The sequence below is a fragment of the Thalassoglobus polymorphus genome (assembly GCF_007744255.1).
Lineage (GTDB): Bacteria > Planctomycetota > Planctomycetia > Planctomycetales > Planctomycetaceae > Thalassoglobus > Thalassoglobus polymorphus.
Map to the genome: position 1 here is coordinate 1,649,562 of NZ_CP036267.1, position 18,246 is coordinate 1,667,807.

15 protein-coding genes are annotated in these 18,246 nt (G+C 50.8%); 6 read left to right on the plus strand and 9 right to left on the minus strand.

Annotated features, from left to right (window positions below):
• Positions 1 to 7: 7 nt before the first annotated feature.
• Positions 8 to 1,336: a DEAD/DEAH box helicase gene (locus tag Mal48_RS06130; RefSeq protein ID WP_231739932.1), complete on the minus strand. Its 1,329-nt coding sequence runs from the start codon at positions 1,334 to 1,336 to the stop codon at positions 8 to 10.
• A gap of 137 nt (positions 1,337 to 1,473) precedes the next feature.
• On the opposite strand from Mal48_RS06130, the gene Mal48_RS06135 reads away from it, so the two are divergent.
• Positions 1,474 to 2,883, plus strand: coding sequence for a hypothetical protein (locus Mal48_RS06135; RefSeq protein WP_145197129.1), 1,410 nt, complete (start codon positions 1,474 to 1,476; stop codon positions 2,881 to 2,883).
• 180 nt (positions 2,884 to 3,063) lie between these two features.
• Here the strand turns inward: Mal48_RS06135 and Mal48_RS06140 are convergent, their stop codons facing one another.
• Positions 3,064 to 3,255, minus strand: a complete 192-nt coding sequence (locus Mal48_RS06140; protein WP_145197131.1) for a hypothetical protein — start codon at positions 3,253 to 3,255, stop codon at positions 3,064 to 3,066.
• An 84-nt stretch (positions 3,256 to 3,339) separates the two neighbouring features.
• Here Mal48_RS06140 and Mal48_RS06145 point away from each other — a divergent pair, with 84 nt between their 5' ends.
• Positions 3,340 to 4,725, plus strand: a complete 1,386-nt coding sequence (locus Mal48_RS06145; protein WP_197442100.1) for a DUF1501 domain-containing protein — start codon at positions 3,340 to 3,342, stop codon at positions 4,723 to 4,725.
• Between the two features lie 440 nt (positions 4,726 to 5,165).
• On the opposite strand, the gene Mal48_RS06150 is transcribed toward Mal48_RS06145, so the two are convergent.
• From Mal48_RS06150 to Mal48_RS06165, 4 genes are all read right to left on the minus strand, one after another.
• Positions 5,166 to 7,697 (minus strand): arylsulfatase, encoded by a 2,532-nt coding sequence (locus tag Mal48_RS06150; protein WP_145197133.1) that lies wholly within the window; start codon positions 7,695 to 7,697, stop codon positions 5,166 to 5,168.
• Positions 7,698 to 7,921: 224 nt separating this feature from the next.
• On the minus strand, positions 7,922 to 9,610 hold the full coding sequence (locus Mal48_RS06155; RefSeq protein ID WP_197442101.1) for a hypothetical protein: 1,689 nt from the start codon (positions 9,608 to 9,610) through the stop codon (positions 7,922 to 7,924).
• Positions 9,611 to 9,658: 48 nt separating this feature from the next.
• Positions 9,659 to 10,591, minus strand: coding sequence for a YybH family protein (locus tag Mal48_RS06160; protein WP_145197137.1), 933 nt, complete (start codon positions 10,589 to 10,591; stop codon positions 9,659 to 9,661).
• Between the two features lie 254 nt (positions 10,592 to 10,845).
• Positions 10,846 to 11,418 (minus strand): hypothetical protein, encoded by a 573-nt coding sequence (locus Mal48_RS06165; RefSeq protein WP_145197139.1) that lies wholly within the window; start codon positions 11,416 to 11,418, stop codon positions 10,846 to 10,848.
• Positions 11,419 to 11,558: 140 nt separating this feature from the next.
• On the opposite strand from Mal48_RS06165, the gene Mal48_RS06170 reads away from it, so the two are divergent.
• Entirely contained in the window at positions 11,559 to 12,683 is a 1,125-nt protein-coding gene (locus tag Mal48_RS06170) for a dihydrodipicolinate synthase family protein (RefSeq protein ID WP_145197141.1), read from the plus strand.
• A gap of 887 nt (positions 12,684 to 13,570) precedes the next feature.
• Here Mal48_RS06170 and Mal48_RS06175 read toward each other — a convergent pair.
• Entirely contained in the window at positions 13,571 to 14,608 is a 1,038-nt protein-coding gene (locus tag Mal48_RS06175; RefSeq protein WP_231739933.1) for a cation diffusion facilitator family transporter, read from the minus strand.
• A gap of 508 nt (positions 14,609 to 15,116) precedes the next feature.
• Positions 15,117 to 15,323: a hypothetical protein gene (locus Mal48_RS23540; protein ID WP_231739934.1), complete on the minus strand. Its 207-nt coding sequence runs from the start codon at positions 15,321 to 15,323 to the stop codon at positions 15,117 to 15,119.
• Positions 15,324 to 15,354: 31 nt separating this feature from the next.
• On the opposite strand from Mal48_RS23540, the gene Mal48_RS06180 reads away from it, so the two are divergent.
• From Mal48_RS06180 to Mal48_RS06190, 3 genes are all read left to right on the plus strand, one after another.
• A complete protein-coding gene (locus Mal48_RS06180) occupies positions 15,355 to 15,711 on the plus strand; it encodes a hypothetical protein (RefSeq protein ID WP_145197143.1) in 357 nt (118 codons plus the stop codon).
• 83 nt (positions 15,712 to 15,794) lie between these two features.
• Positions 15,795 to 16,685, plus strand: a complete 891-nt coding sequence (locus Mal48_RS23180) for a DUF1559 family PulG-like putative transporter (protein WP_197442102.1) — start codon at positions 15,795 to 15,797, stop codon at positions 16,683 to 16,685.
• A gap of 233 nt (positions 16,686 to 16,918) precedes the next feature.
• Entirely contained in the window at positions 16,919 to 17,371 is a 453-nt protein-coding gene (locus Mal48_RS06190; RefSeq protein ID WP_145197145.1) for a hypothetical protein, read from the plus strand.
• Positions 17,372 to 17,579: 208 nt separating this feature from the next.
• Here Mal48_RS06190 and Mal48_RS06195 read toward each other — a convergent pair whose 3' ends face one another.
• Entirely contained in the window at positions 17,580 to 18,092 is a 513-nt protein-coding gene (locus tag Mal48_RS06195; protein WP_145197147.1) for a GNAT family N-acetyltransferase, read from the minus strand.
• Between the last annotated feature and the right edge of the window lie 154 nt (positions 18,093 to 18,246).

The window sequence follows — 18,246 nt, forward strand, 5'->3', positions numbered from 1 at the left end:
AAGAAAATTAGCTTAACTCATCGAAAATAGAGTCCCATTCCTGCTCGCTGGCAGGCGTCGGAACAAAAGCTTCGTTCTCAGGAACCGTTCTAATTTCACGTGCTGAGAAAGCATCGTAACCTTCAAACTGATATTCCTGCAACAATTGATTGATTCTCATTTCAATTTTTGTGAGTTCCCCGCCCTGCTCGGGAGTCACGAACGTGAAGGCACGACCGTCGCTGTCGGAGGACATGCGACCTGTTCTCCCGACGCGATGAATGTAGTCATCAGAACCTTCGGGAATGTCGTAGTTGATGATGTGCGAGATTCCCGAGATATCGATCCCGCGTCCCACGATGTCGGTCGCAATGACAAGTCTGGCTCGCCCATCTCGCAGGCGACGAATCACTTGATCGCGTTTTCGTTGTTGCAGGTCGCCATGAATTGCTTCGACATCCGAAAGGTATTTTTGAATCTTGGTGTAGATTTCGTGCGCGCTCCGTTTCGTACGGCAGAACACAATCGCTTGCGATGGACGCTCTTGAATCAGAAGTTTGATCAGCAGTTGGAATTTATTTTTCCGTTCGACAGTGCAATAAAACTGTTCAATTGTGTCGACGACAACATGATCATCCGACAGGTCGATTCGTCTTGGCTCCCGCATGAATCGATTGGCAAGTTGCTGAACTTGATCGGGTAAAGTGGCAGAGAGCAGCAGCGTTTGGCGATCATCGTTGCATGAACGGAGAATCCGCTCGATGTCTTTTCTGAAACCGATGTCAAGCATCCGGTCTGCTTCGTCGAGCACCATTGTGCTGATGTGGTCGAGCTTAAGAACTTTCCGCTGGATCAGATCGATCACTCGACCGGGAGTTCCAATTACGACTTGTGGATATCGTTCCAGAGACTTGATTTGCGGCCCTAACGGACGTCCTCCGACAGTCAGGACGACTTCACAGGGCGACCCGCCAGCCAAGTAGCGAAATTCTTGCGCGACCTGTTCACTCAACTCTCGGGTCGGGGCCAGGACAAGTGCTTGGATGTGCTGGCTCTTCCGGTTCAGGTTTTGCAGGATCGGGAGCGCAAAGGCTGCGGTCTTTCCCGTGCCTGTCCGTGCCTGACCGATACAGTCGACACCGGTTAAAGCGACTGGGATCAATTCTTTCTGGATGGGCGTAGGAGCCGTAAATCCAAGAGACTTAATTGTGTCCAAAAGTTCACTGTTTAAGTTCAAAGACTCAAACGTTGGGAGAGTTTCCGTTGCTGCCATCAGGTGTTTTGCGGAGGTTGAATCGATTTTCAGAGATGCACCAGTCATGTCTTTAGCGATTGGTGTCTGAAATGCTGATTTCATTTGGTTTTACAAAAGATTGTAGCGTCCTTGGTGTTTTTTCGCTACGCCCATTCAATCTGAGCCCTATGTTTAAGAGGCAGGAGACTGTTCTTACAGACTAATAGTTGGGCTTCCCCTTAAAGCACGATCTACGAAAAATGTCGGAGACAACGACAGAAGATGACGACCTGCAGCAAGTGCAGGAACGTCTCATGAAAATGCTGGAATCGGTCCGTTTGGACCCTGATGAGCCAGAGGAACGTCCTCAGACCAATCTTCAACAGCGGGTACGTCAAAGTCATTCAACCCTCAAAACTTGCCCCGGTTGTGATTCTACAGAACCATGGGGAGGCAGCTCGTGGTGTCCGAAATGTGGCTATTACCCGAAATTCGGGAAAAAAGTCGTCAAACGCGATGCCGAAGAGGAAAATGAAGAGGAAGCTGACCTCGACACAAAAACAATGTTGCAGATGGTCCCTCGCTGGGCCTATTTCCTCATTGGAGGACTCGTTGCGCTGCTTGTGGAAAGCGTGGCAGTCCGTGTCGCTTTTCCTGCCATTCAAGACCGCTCCCCAATTGCCATCTTCCAGATCTTCATCGGTGTGAATGTGCTGGGACTCGCGCACATGCGCGCCTATATGATTGCTTCAGAACTGAACGAAGACATTAACTTTATCTCGATCTTCTGGTCGCCAACGGTGATCTGGAAAACGATCTTTGAGCGGATGCCTGAAGTCCGCAAAACCGTAATGGCAGGGAGTTGGGGATTGGCTGCTATCCTCTATGCCATTCTGTTTGTGGGGCTCGACTATGGGAATTTATTCCACCCGGACTACTTCAAACGGAATTCTTCTTTCAATCCATTGAAGTGGGTCGTCTTTGTCGCCAGCAGCATGGCCTCAGCTCAGGCTGAGGAAGCAGGTTCAGACGGCAGTCCAGAGACATCGAGTGCAATGGCCGATCTGATCGGGACAGCTGTGGAAAGTGCACCGGCAGGTCCAACAGCACCGGTCTCGGATGATATTGAAGATGCCCTGGTCAATTTTGCTGGCGAAACCGGACTCAATGCCGATGGAGGTCCTGTCAATCACGGAGCGACAGGTGATCCTCAACCCGACACGCAGACGGATCTTGAAAATCCATCAACAAATGGCAGTCTGCCGTCGACGGGGCCTGTCGTGGTTCATACAACCGCCCCAGTCGATAAATCTAAACGGTTTCAGAAAGACTATATCGTCATTGGCTTTTTCACAAACTCCGCCGGCGATCTCCGCTCTTTGCTGCTCGCGGAAGAAACTGAAAAGAGCAACCGCATTCGGCTCATCGGCAAATACCTGATTAATACCGAAGATCAAAGTTTCGTCAAAGAATTGCAGACGCAACTTGAAACCTTCCGCATTCGCCGACCGGTCATGCAGTCACGATACATTGCAAAGTGGACCGCTCCCATGATCGTTTGCAAGATTGTGCACGACGGGACCACCCCAGACGGACGAATCATCAACGGTCAACTCGTCAGCTTCTTCGACGAATCCAAGGTGTTAGAATTCAGGAGTCAACAAGAGTGACGTCTGATGAGATTCTCGCCAGCGAATTTGAGTCGATTCTCGCAATCAGTGAACCGCCCCGGTCTCCAACTGCTCTGCTTTGGGTTGCATGAAACCCCGTCGCGACGGGGACAAATAATAATTGATACACCAGGTGTGCTGACCGGGAAAATTGGGTAGGCAAGCATGGGAGAGCTGTTTTTACTCTTCGAGCGAACCGATACTATCTTTAGCACCAGATTGCACATGGCAATTCCTGATGCTGTTCGGCCAGCCAGCCGGGAAATCGGCCGAACCACCCTGCCCTGCCCTGCGTGAATCCCATTCAATTCTTGCACGGACTGAGAGCTCTCCCTCTGCATGACTTGCTCGGGGTTCCTTTTGGTGATTCATTAAATTAATCTGTAGTGTCGATCAGGTGCTCGCGAGATCTACTTTCCCTAGGGAACATTACTGCTAAGTTACACGGAGTGGAGCATGACAGTTCGGTCAACCAAATCGAGAAACAAGCATCAACGCTCGATTCAATCGGAACAAATGTCCCGACGTGAGTTCGGAGCCCTGACTGCTGCTTTGGGAGCCTTCTCTTCGCCCTTGGCGATGGCGCAACAAGCCGCCCCGTCCGCTTCAGGAAAAGCGAAACGGGTCATTATGATTTTCAACTGTGGCGCTCCCAGCCATATCGACCTGTGGGACCCGAAACCGGACGCAGACCCTGCTGTCCGTGGAGAGTTTCAAACGATCGGGACATCGGTTCCCGGAATACAGGTGACAGAGATGTTGCCTCGGATGGCGCAGCGAATGGATAAGCTGGCGATTGTGCGAAGCGTCCATCACAAACATTCTGCCCACAATTCGGGGATGTATTGGTCGATTGCAGGACGTCCCTATCGGCTGGACTCCACTCTCATCACCCCTAGCCCGGCGGACCTGCCTGGGTTTGGAACATTGATCGGGTGGTTGGCTCAACAAGATGGATACAACTCAGCAGTCCCGCCGTATGTCATTACTCCGAAGCCACATTGCGACAGCTTTGTCTATCTGACGCCCGGACAGTTTGGTGGATGTCTTGGTGTGAAATATGATCCGTTCGTTCTCAACGACGATCCAAACGCCAAGAATTTCAAAGTCCGTGACCTGAATCTGAACAGCGCGATCACACAAGCACGTTTCAAGGATCGGCTCGATATTCTGCGTCAGTTTGGTGATCACCAGCAGTCAGTGGTTTCCTCAACTGCAGAAACCCGGGACACCTTTCATGAAACAGCTGTGAATGTGATTTCTCGCGGGGATGCAGGTCGAGCTTTCGATTTGACTCAGGAATCAGACGCTGTCCGAGATCGATACGGACGACACAGCTGGGGACAATCACATCTTCTCGCTCGGCGCCTCATCGAATCCGGGACCAAGTTCGTTTCGACTGTTAACGGTCCCAGCATCACTTGGGATACCCACAAAAACAATTTCGTGAGTATGAAGACCAGGCTCGTCCCTCCAATGGAACAGGCTTACGCCGCCTTGCTGGACGATCTGGAAGAACGTGGACTGCTGGATGAAACTCTCGTCATCTGGATGGGTGACTTTGGACGAACGCCCAAAATCAATGCAGATGCCGGTCGGGACCATTGGCCAAGTTGTTATTCGGTCGTGCTGGCTGGTGGAGGAATCCGCGGTGGTCAGGTGATTGGCTCGTCTGACAAAATTGGAGCCCATCCTGAAACACGCCCTGTCTCCCCCGCAGATATCCACGCAACGGTTTACCGTGCCCTTGGGTACGACCCTCAGGCAATCACTTTTCAATCGCACGACGGTCGCCCGATCCCACTTTGTGAAGGGGAATCGATCAGCGAATTGCTTATCTGAACAGCCGATTTCGCCACTCAATCTGAGCATCTTTGGAATTGGTTTGCAGGATCTGCTTCGTGGCGAACAGATATTTTATTTGAGAAACGCGTTCTTCACGGGCACACGGCAGAGCAAACTGCTCTCGTGCCTGATCTGGAAGCTGATTGCGATCACAGTTTACGAAAGTCTTGTAAGTGATCGTCGGGGGCTGGCACTCGGTTGTCTGAAATCAGTGTTCACTTTCTCTTGGTTGAAGAGTGAGTAGCGAGGACCGCTCGACACAGCTTTTCTGGGCACTATGAAACAGGTGTAGACAACAGGGAAACAACACGACACTGGGAAGCAATTACCACAGCGGAGACTTTTGGGAGGTGCAGACGTAAAACGAGCCTGACTCTTTGTCGTTTGAAAGACAAAAAGCCAGGCTCGAGTTCATTTGAACAGCTTCTCTTCAGGCCTTACTCACTGGACTGATTGTTTCGCATGGCTGCTTCAAGCTTTTTGATGTCGGCAGCCGACAATTGCGGACGGTCGATATTCAGCGTCAGCTTGTTGAGCTTGGCGGTTAACGGGAATGGCGGCTGATAGTCGGCATCGTTGACCCCAGTCAGAGTGTCGGAGCCGATGTCGAAGCTTTCATCCCATTGAAGAATCATCGGAATTGTCTTTGCCATTTTTTGGGTCGTAACCACTTTGCCATCGACCTTGAGAGTACCTGTTCCGGGGCGTGCCAGTCCACTCATGCTGTTGAATCTGAGCGTCCCTACGCCGAGTCCCTCGTACTTGAAGTCGAACTCCAGAGTATGTTGCCCCGGGCTGAGTGCCTCTTTCCCTTCCCACTTAATTCGCTGTAAGTCGAGTACGTTCCAAAGGAAGACCGGCTTGCCTTTAAGAAGGTAAAATCCGTAGCCACAGAAACGACCTCCTGAGGTGAGGATCATCCCTTCGGCTCCTTCTTCAGGCACAGTGATGTCAGCCGTGATCGTGTAAGAACTATTCAGGATGGACGGCGAATCCCCCTGTGGGAGACCAGTCATCGGCAGTGTGTAAACAAATTCTGTGCGCCCCGCAGTGATGTTTGGCCGAGGAGCCACAAGCCGGGTTGCGACTGAGGCATCCATTGGAAAGACTTGGTGTTTTTTCGCCTCGGCGATGAACAATTTCTTCATCTCCTGCACCTTGTCGGCATTCGCGTCAGCGATGTTCCGAGATTGGCTGAAGTCTTCGTTGAGGTTGTATAGTTCGAGAACCTGATTGTTGAGCGGGTCAGGGTTTGCTGCCCCGTACGCTTCCCACGGTGCGCGATTCACTTTCGTGCTGAGCAACCAGCCTTCATGGTAGAGCGCCCATTGCCCCATCATCTCGAAATACTGAGTCTTATGCTGCGAGGGTGCTTTCGCGTTCTTTTTGTCGAATGTGTAAACAAGGCTTGTTCCCTCAATCGGTTTCTGAGGAATACCGTCTACGGTTTCAGGCGCGTCGATGCCTGTAGCTTCGAGAATGGTTGGGACGATATCAATCACGTGGCAGAACTGCTCACGTAGTCCCCCTTTGTCCTTGATTCGGGCAGGCCATGAGATCGCCATATTTTGACGGATGCCACCAAGTTTCGAGGCGTTCTGTTTGAACCACGTAAACGGGGTGTCGAATGCCCACGCCCAGCCTGCTGACATATGGTTGTATGTCTGTTCGGTTCCCCATGTGTCATACCATTTCATCTGCTCTTCGACCGGCATCATGTTGACACCGTTGAAGAACGCAACTTCGTTAGGTGTTCCGAGAGGACCACCTTCGGCACTGGTGCCGTTGTCACCGTTAATGTAAATGATCAGTGTGTTCTCAAGCTTGCCCATGTCCTCGATAGACTGGATCACTCGACCGATTTCGTGGTCGTTGTATGCAGCATATGCAGCAAAGACTTCGACCTGTTTAATAAAGAGTTTCTGCTCTTCTTCAGTCAGCTTGTCCCAGGGTTTCAGCACTTCGTCAGGCCAGGGGGCCAGTTCTGTGTCAGCTGGAATCACGCCGAGCTTCTTTTGGTTTTCAAAAATCGTCTCACGAAGCTTGTTGTATCCATCATCGAAAAGGTGCATGTTGTGGATTTTTTCGACCCACTCTTTGGTCGGATGGTGAGGAGCATGAGTCGCACCGGGAGCGTATTTGACGAAGAATGGTTTGTCGGGCATCGTCTGGTTCATACGATTCAGATAGCTGATCGCATCGTCGGCCATACCGGTGACAAGATTCCAGCCAGGTTTCCCTCTGAATGGGTAGATTTGAGTCGTATTACGGAACAAGTTCGGCTGCCACTGATTCGCATCTCCACCCACGAATCCGTAGAAATACTCGAAGCCAAGTCCTGTCGGCCACTGATCGAACGGTCCAGCTTGGCTGGCAGCAAATGCCGGCGTGTTGTGATCCTTTCCGAACCATGAAGTGGCGTAACCGTTATCAAGCAAGGTTCGCCCGATAGTCGCCTTATCTTCAGGGATGATGCTGTTGTAACCGGGGAATCCAGTAGACTGTTCGGAAATCACTCCGAACCCGACCGAGTGATGATTTCGGCCTGTGATGAGCGCGGCACGTGTCGGCGAGCAGAGCGCCGTCGAATGAATGTTGTTGTAACGCAATCCGTTGTTTGCAACGCGATCCATTGCAGGAGTCGGAATGACTCCGCCGAAGGTGCTTGGCACTCCGAATCCGGCATCATCTGTAATGATCAACAGCACGTTTGGCGCGTCTTGAGGTGGAACAATTCGAGGTGCCCACCAAGGTTTCGAATTCAGAGCATCTGGTTTGATGACACCGCCGAATTTTGGATCCGGTGCGGGAAGTTGTTTCCCATCGATTGTCGTCGTGGCAGCGGGTGACCCTGCGGGTGGTGGTGTCGATTGCTGAGCAAGACAACTGCTCCCATTCGCTCCAACAAATGCCACCGTGAAAAAAGAGAAACCAACTACGCAGAGAGCGAATTTGGAGGAACGAAGCATGGTGTAGTCCTTAAGCAAATTCAAAATGGGCCTTTACGTGCTGCCTCGTAGCGAGCAGTTCAAGAAGCCATGAAAGTGATCTTCACGAGAAACGACCTCAACGAAATCACTGGAAATATCCAACTCATTCTTATGATTCGTAAACGTGAAGAACTTTTTCCATCAGAGAAAAGGCTGTACGATACGAGACAAACCGCGTCCACCATTTCCCAAAGACCTCGAAATTAATTGTCGTTCGAGGAGTTGCTTTTTGAGGAATTGTTATCTTTGGATTGATCTCCGCTTGCTGGTTGCTTGAGTCGAGTGAGCTGCCAGGTCTCCGTCTTTTCCGGACCAAAGTGTAATAGGATCGGTGCTTCGCTTTTGGTCAGGTTATAGATCCCTGTGTCGAAAACGTCGGAGTAATTTGACCCCTCGAAAAATGCGACTCGCTGCGTTTTTTTGTCGACGGAACCTTGTAGGATTTGCGTTTGGTTTGACTGATCGTTCGTGTCGTTTCCACGAATAATGCCTGCTTTATTGACTGCAATTTGCAATGTGATTTCAGATTTCTGTGAGTTGGGAGGACTCAACGCGAAGACTCCAAGTGGCATCCATTCTTCATCCTTGGAAACTTGAGCTTCGACTCCGACCATTGCCAGCTTTTTGGCCTGTTCATAGTACTCGTTCGTCGTAGCAGTCTCTTGCCCGTTCACATAGACATTGTTGTTTTCGTAGACGATTGTATTCCCGTAGTCGTAATACACGGGAGTCACATCTTCGTAAGCCATCCAGGCTCCGATGGAACCCCAGGTCGCCCATCGCCATGCTGAATTTGCTGCCCAGCCAGCTGCGTACCATGCTCCAGGATGAGCTCCATACCAGCCAGCTCTATAGTAGCCCCAGTGATTGAAGTTTGTGCGAACGGCTGCACCCGCGGCGTATCGGCCAGCAGGAGTCATTGCACCGTACACGGCTCCTGCACCGTATCGACCTGAGTAAGCTCGCCCCGCTGCATATCCCCCATTGGGACCTCGAACAGCTGCGCCTGCAACGGCGTTTCCGCGAGGCCCGACTGCGGCGCTTTCTCGAGCATCAACACCGTTGGCACCGTTGAAGCCACGTGTCGCTGCAGCTCCGCCGTTAGGACCAACAGCCCCACCGCGATATGCTGTGTTGCCACCTGGTCCAGTCACACTTCCACCAGCCGCAACCCCACCATTAGGGCCTCTTACGGCTCCCTGCTGCACGTTCCCACCATTCGCTCCGTCGGCTCCACGTACGGCAGCGGTTCCACCGTTCGGTCCCACCGCTCCGCCTCGATATGCAGTGTTGCCCCGGGGACCTGTGACGCTTGACCCGGCAGCGACTCCGCCACGAGGACCTTGCGCGGCCCCGCGATTGACATCAAAGTCATTGGGACGAGTGTAATTATTCGAGTGAGTCGTATTATTGAGATGGTTCGCACCGCCGTCCGAGGGGAGACCGAGGAAACTGTTCAGCTGTGAGCGATTGGGAGAACCAAACGAACCAGAGCCAAACCCACTACGGCCTGAGGCCCCTGCCCCACCACCTAGTCCTGGAAAACTTCCTCCGCTGGGGCGATGACTCTCTAAACTTCCGCCACTTCCAAAGCCTCCGCTATTCATTCGGCCACCGCTGCCTAACCCTGCTCCACGGTCACCACCACCAAAGCCTCCAGCTCCACCACCAAAATGGTCACCGCCAAAGTTGCCACCACCTCCACCGAAGTGAGACCCACCACCGAAGTTGCCTCCGCCCAAGTGAGCACCACCACCGAAGCCGCCGCCACCACCGAGGTGAGCACCACCTCCAAAACCGCCTCCGCCGAAACCTCGTCCCCAACAGGTCTCTGCGGGAAGAGAAGCTGAGAGAACCAGCATGAACACGATGCGCGAAGTTTGTCGAACCATCGGTTGGACTTTCTCTAAGTTTAAAGAACGATTTTGAAATCTGTGATTCTACTCAACGGGAACGCTGCGCCTGATGACGACTTCGTCCGCCTCGGGAAGCGATAAGCCTCCTCGAGTTCTGTCAGTTGACCTCCAGGTGAAGGCATTGTCGTCGATCCGGATGTAGTAGTTGACAGCAGAAGTGACGCTTCCATCACCAGCGACGCCCTGCATTGCCCCTGTCCAGCCTCCGTCCGTTGGAAGCCAGCGACCGCTAGCACTTCCACCATCAGAGCTGAACTCCCACGACTGGACGTGACCTGCATCCGGATTCCAGCCGATGATCTGCACACCCTCGCTTTTCGACCCGTCTAAATGGGTCGCAGAATGGCGTCGTTCGAGGAATGTCTTGTTCGCAATCCAGCGGCAAGTCGATTCAAGTTTGACTCCATTTTCTTCCGCCTCCCAGGAACCAACGAGCCAATCGAGGTCCTTGAGAGAATGGTAAGCAGCCGGAGCCTGAATCTCGCGATCACGAACCGAGGCCATCTTCCACTTGCCAGCAACCTTCACGTGGAAGGCTGTGTATCGAGCCATCCCTGTTGTCCCGGGAGCCACAGGTTCTACCAACGTACGTCCATCTTCAATGGCAGCATCATTGCTCAACATTTTCACGGAATTGATCGCAATGCTGATCTTCGCGTCGGGATTTGCTTTAAAGAATCCAACGTACGCTTTCTCGATCGTTTCTCGACCGGTCAGCGTGCTCCCATTTCTCGTTTCATCAACGTATTCACCATCCTCAGTCCAGAATCCCGCGACCGCTTTGGCATCATGTTTGTTGAAAGCGTCTGCAAACAATTTTGATCCCTGTCGGATCGCAGCGACCTCAGAGTCTTGAGGTTTCGTAGATTCCGCTTTTGCACTCTCTTGTGCAATTGCGTGGTGCGAAGAAACGCAGCCCAAGAGGAAAATCGAAGTGGAAAGCAGCAGAATCTTCATGTCGATATCCAACAATAATAGTGAGGACAGGCTTCGCCCACAACAATTTGACGACGGATGAAAAGTGATCGAAGAGAGTGAGTCGAGAAAGGATTCTCACGCCCATTCAAATCGGAAATGTATCGAAGTGACTGAGTGTGGATTGAATAATATCACCCGAAACGGCCATCCACAATAAACACGCCCTGACTCGTGGTGAGCAGTCGCTGAAGCCTTGAATGTCGCCATCACGGGAATGTTAAGAATTGAAAAACTTAGCTTGAGAAGACGACTTCGGTGACAGCATCCCGAAAAGATTTCCAAGGTCGCTCACGCTCAACGATTTTAGAGTCGCACATGAGTGCTTCGTGGTCGATCCGAACAATTGGACAATCCCGCTGATCACTCATTTGGCTGGTGTCAAAGCAGACTGGATCGTGAAACCCGGCACCTGCTCTGGCAAACGGAATGTACCGAGGGAACAGTAAATTTTCGGTGGAATATTGCCTTTTGGAAATTGAATTGATAAGCCCCCCAAGCCCTTCGCCTGGAGGGTTTGCGAATAGCTCGAATACCTTGAGATCCACTTCTAGCCAGCGATACGTAAGTATAAGAGCTTCGTACAAGCACGGGAGCGGACCGCCCCCGATAGCGTTGTAGAGTGAATCAAGAGCTTCCAGTGGCGTTGAAATGCTTGCAGGTTGCCAAACTGGGATCGCGTTCCATGTCTCCCATTCCTCAGCTGTTTGATCTACAACGAGTTCGGGATAATTTGATTCCAGCAGAAGCATGTCGTCAAGTTTTGCGAATGAATCGACAAACTGTTGGATGAGTTTTCTGTCCGACATGTCGGGTTCCTAAGGCGGACCGTGTCTGGTTGTTTTTGATGACGAAGCATCGCCGAGGGTTACGTTTTCTAGCCGATCTCTACAGATTTCAGTATAACGGCTGTCGACCTTTACGAAGCATCTCTGAATGAGGAACACCGATGAAGAACGAAGATCTTGTCTCCAGGCGAACTCTCTTGAAGTCCACTCTGCTTGGAGCCTCAAGCGTCGCAGCTGGCACGCTGTCGCAAACTTCAATCAGTGCGGCATCTCCAGAAACAATCGCGAAGCAAGTTCCGGTGAAACTGAGAAGCCCTGACTATCCTCGATTTCGCGGACCATTCCCGATTCTCTCAACTCCCTTTACCAATTCCGGTGAGGTGGACTTCGAGGTGCTTGCCCGCGAGGCGCGGTTTGCCGATTGGTGCGAGAGCCCCGGCATGATCTGGCCGCAGTCGAATGATAGTGTCGATCTGTTAACCCAAAACGAAAAACTCGAAGGGATGGAAGTGCTCGCCAAGACGAGCCGAAATCTGAAGACGACAGCCCTTTGTCTCGGCGTACAGGGTGAAGATACCGACGATATGCTCGTCTACGCCAAACATGCCAGGAAGCTTTCACCGACAGCTGTCATCTCACGACCTCCCGACACCGGCAAGACACAAGAGGACTTGCGACAATACTGGCGAGCACTCGCCTCTGTCATCACAGAGCAGCCAGTGATGATTCAGACAACCGCTCGACGTGGTGGAGTCTCTCCTTCTACTGAGTTGCTAATCGAATTGGCTGAAGAGTTCCCCAACTTCGGGTACGTTAAGGAAGAATCGAATCCGGTTATCCCTCGCGTGCGCAAGTTACTCGAATCTCCGTCGATTCGCAGCGTGTTCAGTGCCAGAGGGGCCTATGGCTGGCTCTACGAGTCACGTCTCGGAACTGAAGGGCTTGTGACCGAACGCCTCGCCTACGCCGACATCCTCGCAAAAATCTGGAAGCTGATGAGAAGTGGTGACGATCCCGCAATGCTCAAGGATATGTACAGCAAGCTAACGCTGATGTTTAACCTTTCACAAACCCACCCCGGAAATTTGCGTGGCTATAGCCTTTACCTGTTAAAAATGCGTGGTGTTTTCAACACGATGATCTCGCGCCAATATGGCCCAAATGGGACCACTCCTGCTCAACCGATCATTCGAGACCTGACACTCTCGAATGAGGAAATCGCCGAAATTGAGTGGAGGTTCGAGTCGCTGAAACCATTCCTCAAGCCGGGTAAGTTCACAGGATAAACTTCGCTCGCTTCCTTCTTGAGGATCTTCTGACCAGTAGAGAGCATTTCAATTTAGCGACGGGTGGCAAGCTCAGACTGTAGCGGACGGGTGACACGCTCAAACTGGAGCGTTGGGTGACACGCTCAGGCTGGAGCGACGGGTGGCACGCTCAGACTGGAGCGAAGCGGAAGGATGGGCGTGGCGAATTCCGTGTTGACTCTCATTCTTCCACCATCGGTAATGTTCCGTCCATTTGAAGCGGGACGTCTTCTGCTCCTGCGTACCAGCGCGCACTAGACCATTTTCAATCAACTGCTGTCTCAACTGGTCGGGTGGGTGGAGATCGTCGATCGATGTTAACGGTGGGATTCGCAACTTAATTAAGAAAGAAATCATAGCTTTTGGACAAGGTGCGACGAGAACGTAACCCACCAAATCGCTGTTCAAATTTTGTCCCCCTACGCCTCTGGTATGGGGACAAATTCAAACAATCCGAGTAAGCCGTTATGGTACCCTGCTGATCGTATCGCCGACGCTGCTTGTGAAAATTCGTCTTGTCGTTATTTGAGTCGTGAACTCTCATTTGATTCGAGACCTTGTCGATGATTGAGTCTCTACTTCGTACTCGCCACGCCCATCACTTCACTCCGTTCCGTTCTGGGTCGTGCCACGCACCCGCTACAGTCAGGGCGTGCCAGACCATCCAACCGGACAAGTCGGTCGAGCCCGTCGGGGTGGGCGCCTTGCTGGTCAGTGAGCAACGTTCTCTGTTAAACCCTCACGGGTTTTGTTCATCGCTCTGCAATACGATGGCACCATGAAAAAGGCAGGAAGATTTTTTCCGCACCGCTGGCATTGCACGTGGCACTAAAACCGCGCGCAATTTTCATTGAGCGGTCAGGCAGTCACCCTTCGCTGTTTTCAGGTGACTCTTCAACGGTTTGGATGAGTTCGTGCGTATGAGGAAAAGGTTCCAGATGGACCAGTACATCTCTCAAGTTTGAAAACTCCAGTAAGAGCCGGTCTTTTACTTGGTGGCCGATACGATGCCCCGTAGCAACGGAGAGGTGCTGATCGACCTCGATGTGGATGTCGGCGAAGAACTCCAGCCCAGACTTTCGCACCCAGAGTGTTTCCACATCTTCCACGCCCTCAACCGACAATGCCACTTCTCGGATGTGATCCACAAACTCGGAATTGGCCTGCACGTCCATCAGTTCGCTGGCACTGGAGCGGAAGAGTTGTGTGCCGGACCAGACAATGGCGGCAACGACAACGAGAGAAGCAACCTTGTCTGCCCAAATGTATTGAGGCCCACCGAGAAGGATGACAGTAAGTCCCGTCAGGACCGCAAGCGAGCAGAACGCGTCGCTACGATGATCCCAAGCATTGGCGATGATCGCGGATGATCCCGTACGAATGCCAACTCGCACATTATACTGGTACAACCCCTCCTTGATGAGAACATTGGCTCCGGCAATCCAGAGTGTCCAGACAGGCGGGATTTCGTGTTGCGCGTTGATCCGTTGAATCGCTTCCCAGCCGACGAAGACCGCAGAGACAATGATGAGTAACGCCACATTTGATGCAGCGATTCCTTCTGCTCGTGTGTGTCCATATGGATGTTCGGCGTCGGCAGGACGCTGGGCGACGCGGAGGGCGAATAGGACTACGATGGTCGCCACCACGTCGCCAATCGAATTGACCGCATCTGCAATCAGCGAAAATGAGTTGCCGAAGATGCCCCCGATCAGCTTCACGACTCCCAGCAACAGGTTGATGACAAGCCCCAGAAAGGCAGCTTGCGTCACTTCGGCGTAAGTCCGTGAGATTTCAGTCCGGTCTAACAAGGCGTCAATTCTCTCAACAGGCAAAAGTTTCAGACGGTGGAACGAATCGCTTGTGCCATTGTAGCGTTCAACGATCATTTCCGCGTGACTCAACTGCCACGGCTCCGATGACTGGCAAGAACATGATTTGACGCCTCATCACATCTTGTTCCGCAGCTTGTCTTTTTTCCTGAAAGACGGAGCATTGCCCTATGATGCGATCCCGTAAAATGAGGGAACAATCGCGAAGTCGCCCGACGATGAACTCAAACACGCCGATTAAAAACAGTCTGACGAATCCGAGGGGCAACATGGTCCGCTACAACAACATTAGAAAGCACCCTGCCCTGGGCTACAGAAGCTGATTACAATTTCAACAAGTCAGCTAGCCCAATTCCCGCGCCCACTACCCGAGGGGAACTTCAGGCATCTTGTGCCTACAGCACCCAACCGATCCGGTCAGGCCACCGGGCCGAGACCTTGTCGATGATTGAGGCTCTACTTCGTACTCGCCACGCCCATCGTTTCGCTTCGCTACAGTCTGGGCGTGCCACACAATCCAACCGAACAAGTCGGTCGGTTCACCCCGCCCCCCACATCTTTAGAGGCAGACTGGCCCTGATTATGATGAATCTTTCGTGCCACGGTTGTGCCAACCGTGCAGTGCGGAGTGACCGCTGTTGCTGGACGTCTCCATATCGTAGAATGTTGTATCTGTACTCGCACGGCTCGCAATCCGTTCTAAACAAGGCCACCCCGCCCGCCCGTCCGCTTGATCAGCGGATGTTGATGCGTTAAGATTTGGAGAGAATCGTTGAATTTCTTGCATACTATCAACCCAAAGAGGCTGCCATGCGATTTTGCTCTGTTCTGTTCTGTTAATCAGCTCTCCTATACTCGCTGATGGGCAAATTCTTGATCCTGGCGATAATGATCAACTAGAAGTCGGATGGACTATCCAACCCTATGGGTCAGTTGATCCGATACACCTTGAAGAGGGAGACACACTTCAAGTTGATTTTCTAACAAAGCGTGCCGTTGCCCCGTTTGATACTGTACATCAGAAATCATTTACAATTAGTGACGACTGGTGGGCGACTGAAGAGGCTACAATTCCTGGAGGGGACTTTGTCGATGGTTTTTGGATCGTGATTTTAAGGATCAATGGTCAACTTGAAGATATGCATGTTGGAAAAATCATCGCTCCTCAAGAATAAACCTATAATATGTTTTTTGAGATTATTTGAATTGTTCAACTTTTCGTCTCTCGAAATTCGAACTCAAGTTGCGAGGTTCATGGATGATCGTTTGCAAAGTACCACAACAAAAAGTATCTAATTTTTCCGGATTTACCATGATAGAGTTAATTGTCTCTATCACGGTGATTTCTATTTTAATTTCTTTGTTGATGCCTGCTATTCAATCTGTTCGGGAAACTTCCCGAAGGCTTGAATGCCAATCCCATCTTAAGCAAATTGGCATAGCGCTTCATAACTACCATGATGTGAATAGTGCATTCCCCGGAAAACAGTATTGGTCACGCTACGACCGTGCTCTGAGTTCTTATTTAGAAGTTTCTTCCGATGCAACTTACAGCAAGATATTCTCCTGTCCTTCGGATTCTTATGCATTCGGTAACTTGAAGGCAGGCGAGATCTCTTACGCGATGTCTGATGGAGTTCATGATCTTCGAAAAATTGGTGATGGTTTTTGGGGGCGTTCTGATTTTCGTAAAGCAAGAGATTTCATAGACGGGATGAGTCAGACTGCGGCTATCTCAGAACATATTATGCGACCGGATAACTCTCTCTTGAATAGTGTCGATGTGACTAAGTTGAATCGACGTGAACGTAGATGGTTTCAGCATCGTTTACCTCAACCCGTTTCCACTTCAAAGGAAATGGCTGATGGCTGTGTAACTCCTACTCTACTCACAACAAAAATTAAGCCAAACGTGATTATCTACTCTCACCTCGTCAAACCAAATGGATTTGATTGTTTCAATGGGTATTTTCAACCACAGACGACAAGAGCGGAGGCAGTCACAGCAATGAGCGATCATCCTGGTGGAGTAAATGTGTTGATGGCAGACGGTAGTGTGCATTTTGTCGCTGATACGATTTCCAGAGAGATCTGGTGGGCGATTGGTACACGTGATGGCAGCGAAGTTGTAAATTCTTTATTTTATTGAGCACCCATCTATATTTAAACGAGTTAATACTAGATTTTAGCAGGTGAGTCGACATGAATTCTCTTGTAGCAATGTCTTAGATCGCCTGCATAGTTCTTTAGTACTTGATGTCACAATTTTTCATGCTCAGAGATGAAAAGATTTTCACAAAGGTGAAAGAGATGTTTAATCTTCATTGTATTTCAATAATCCTCTTCATCTCTTGTGTGGTTTTTTTGGGAGGATGTCAACGATTGACTGAATCTCAAAAAAAAGCTAACGCTAGACCTGCAAAAATTTCTCTTTCTGATGTTAAAGATTTTGGACTGACGGTCAATAATCAGCAAATATTTGACAGTAAGCTTAAATGGTCTGTCGATCAGTCTGTGACGTTTTCTGGTCATTTCGAACCGTTAAATGACCAGGAATTCGAGCAGAGGCTAATTTTTTTTACGATCGCATTCAGGCCTGATAATCGAGGAGCTGACGGTGATTGGGATCTAAAAAAAACAAAAGATGCTGCGAGTGAGATACACTTGCCAATAGTCAAAGGCAAAGTTGAGAGCGATTTGCCTCTTTCTTCGGTAGATCTTGATGCGGGAAATTATCAATTAAGAGTCTATTATAACAGTACTGATTTTTTTGGTGGGGATGAGCCAAAAGTGCAATTATTAGGTACTGCACAATTAGAATTGACTGAAGAATAAAAATCGCAAGGTGGCCCGATCGACTTGTCGGTTGGGTCGCTTGAGCGACAAGATGAACTCACCATGAACTTTCTTTTCAAGTCGACTTTCATTAGAGAAAGGTTCCCCCTGATGGTCCAGTGCCGTAGGTCAGGCTCTTTTCGCCTGACGCAACGTGAAGGTTGGTGAGAACCACTGTGGTTGTCGTTCGAGGCGGTCTGATTAAACGTTATTCCAGCGCCAAGAAAGGAGGCGAATACTCAATTCGTCCTTCGATGCCATTTAACGATTCTTCTGACAAGTCCATCGCCATCCACGCTTCACCGCTGCCGAATGGGGATTCGAGGTTTTGTGCCAGTTCTGCTGAAAATCCAAACCTTGGATAAAACTCTGGATGGCCCAGCACCACGATGATTCTCTGGCCCTGTTCCCGACACGCTGCCAATCCTGATTCGACAAGCATCGTTCCGATTCCTTGCCGTTGGTGACTTGGCATTACAGCCATCGGTGCCAGTGACAGCGCATCAATTGTCTCACTTTTTGTCACGATTTTTATTCGACTGAAGAGAATGTGGCCAACGATCTGGCCATCTACCTGTGCGACAAGAGAAACACCAACGAAGCCACCATCTCGCAAGGCATCCACCAGGTTCGCCTCCGCATCGCCTTCGAATGCCGCTTGATTCACGCGCCTAATCGATTGCCAATCTTTGAGGCTTTCAGGTCGAATTGTGAGGTGCATCTTCGTGATTTGTACAGGTCTTGTTAGAGCATCTTTCGAATTGGTTTGCAGGTTCTGCCTCGTGGCGAACAGCATTTTTACTAGAGAAATGCGTTCTTCACGGGCAAACGGTAGAGCAAACTGCTCTAGTGCCAGTTAATGCTTCAGCCTCAAG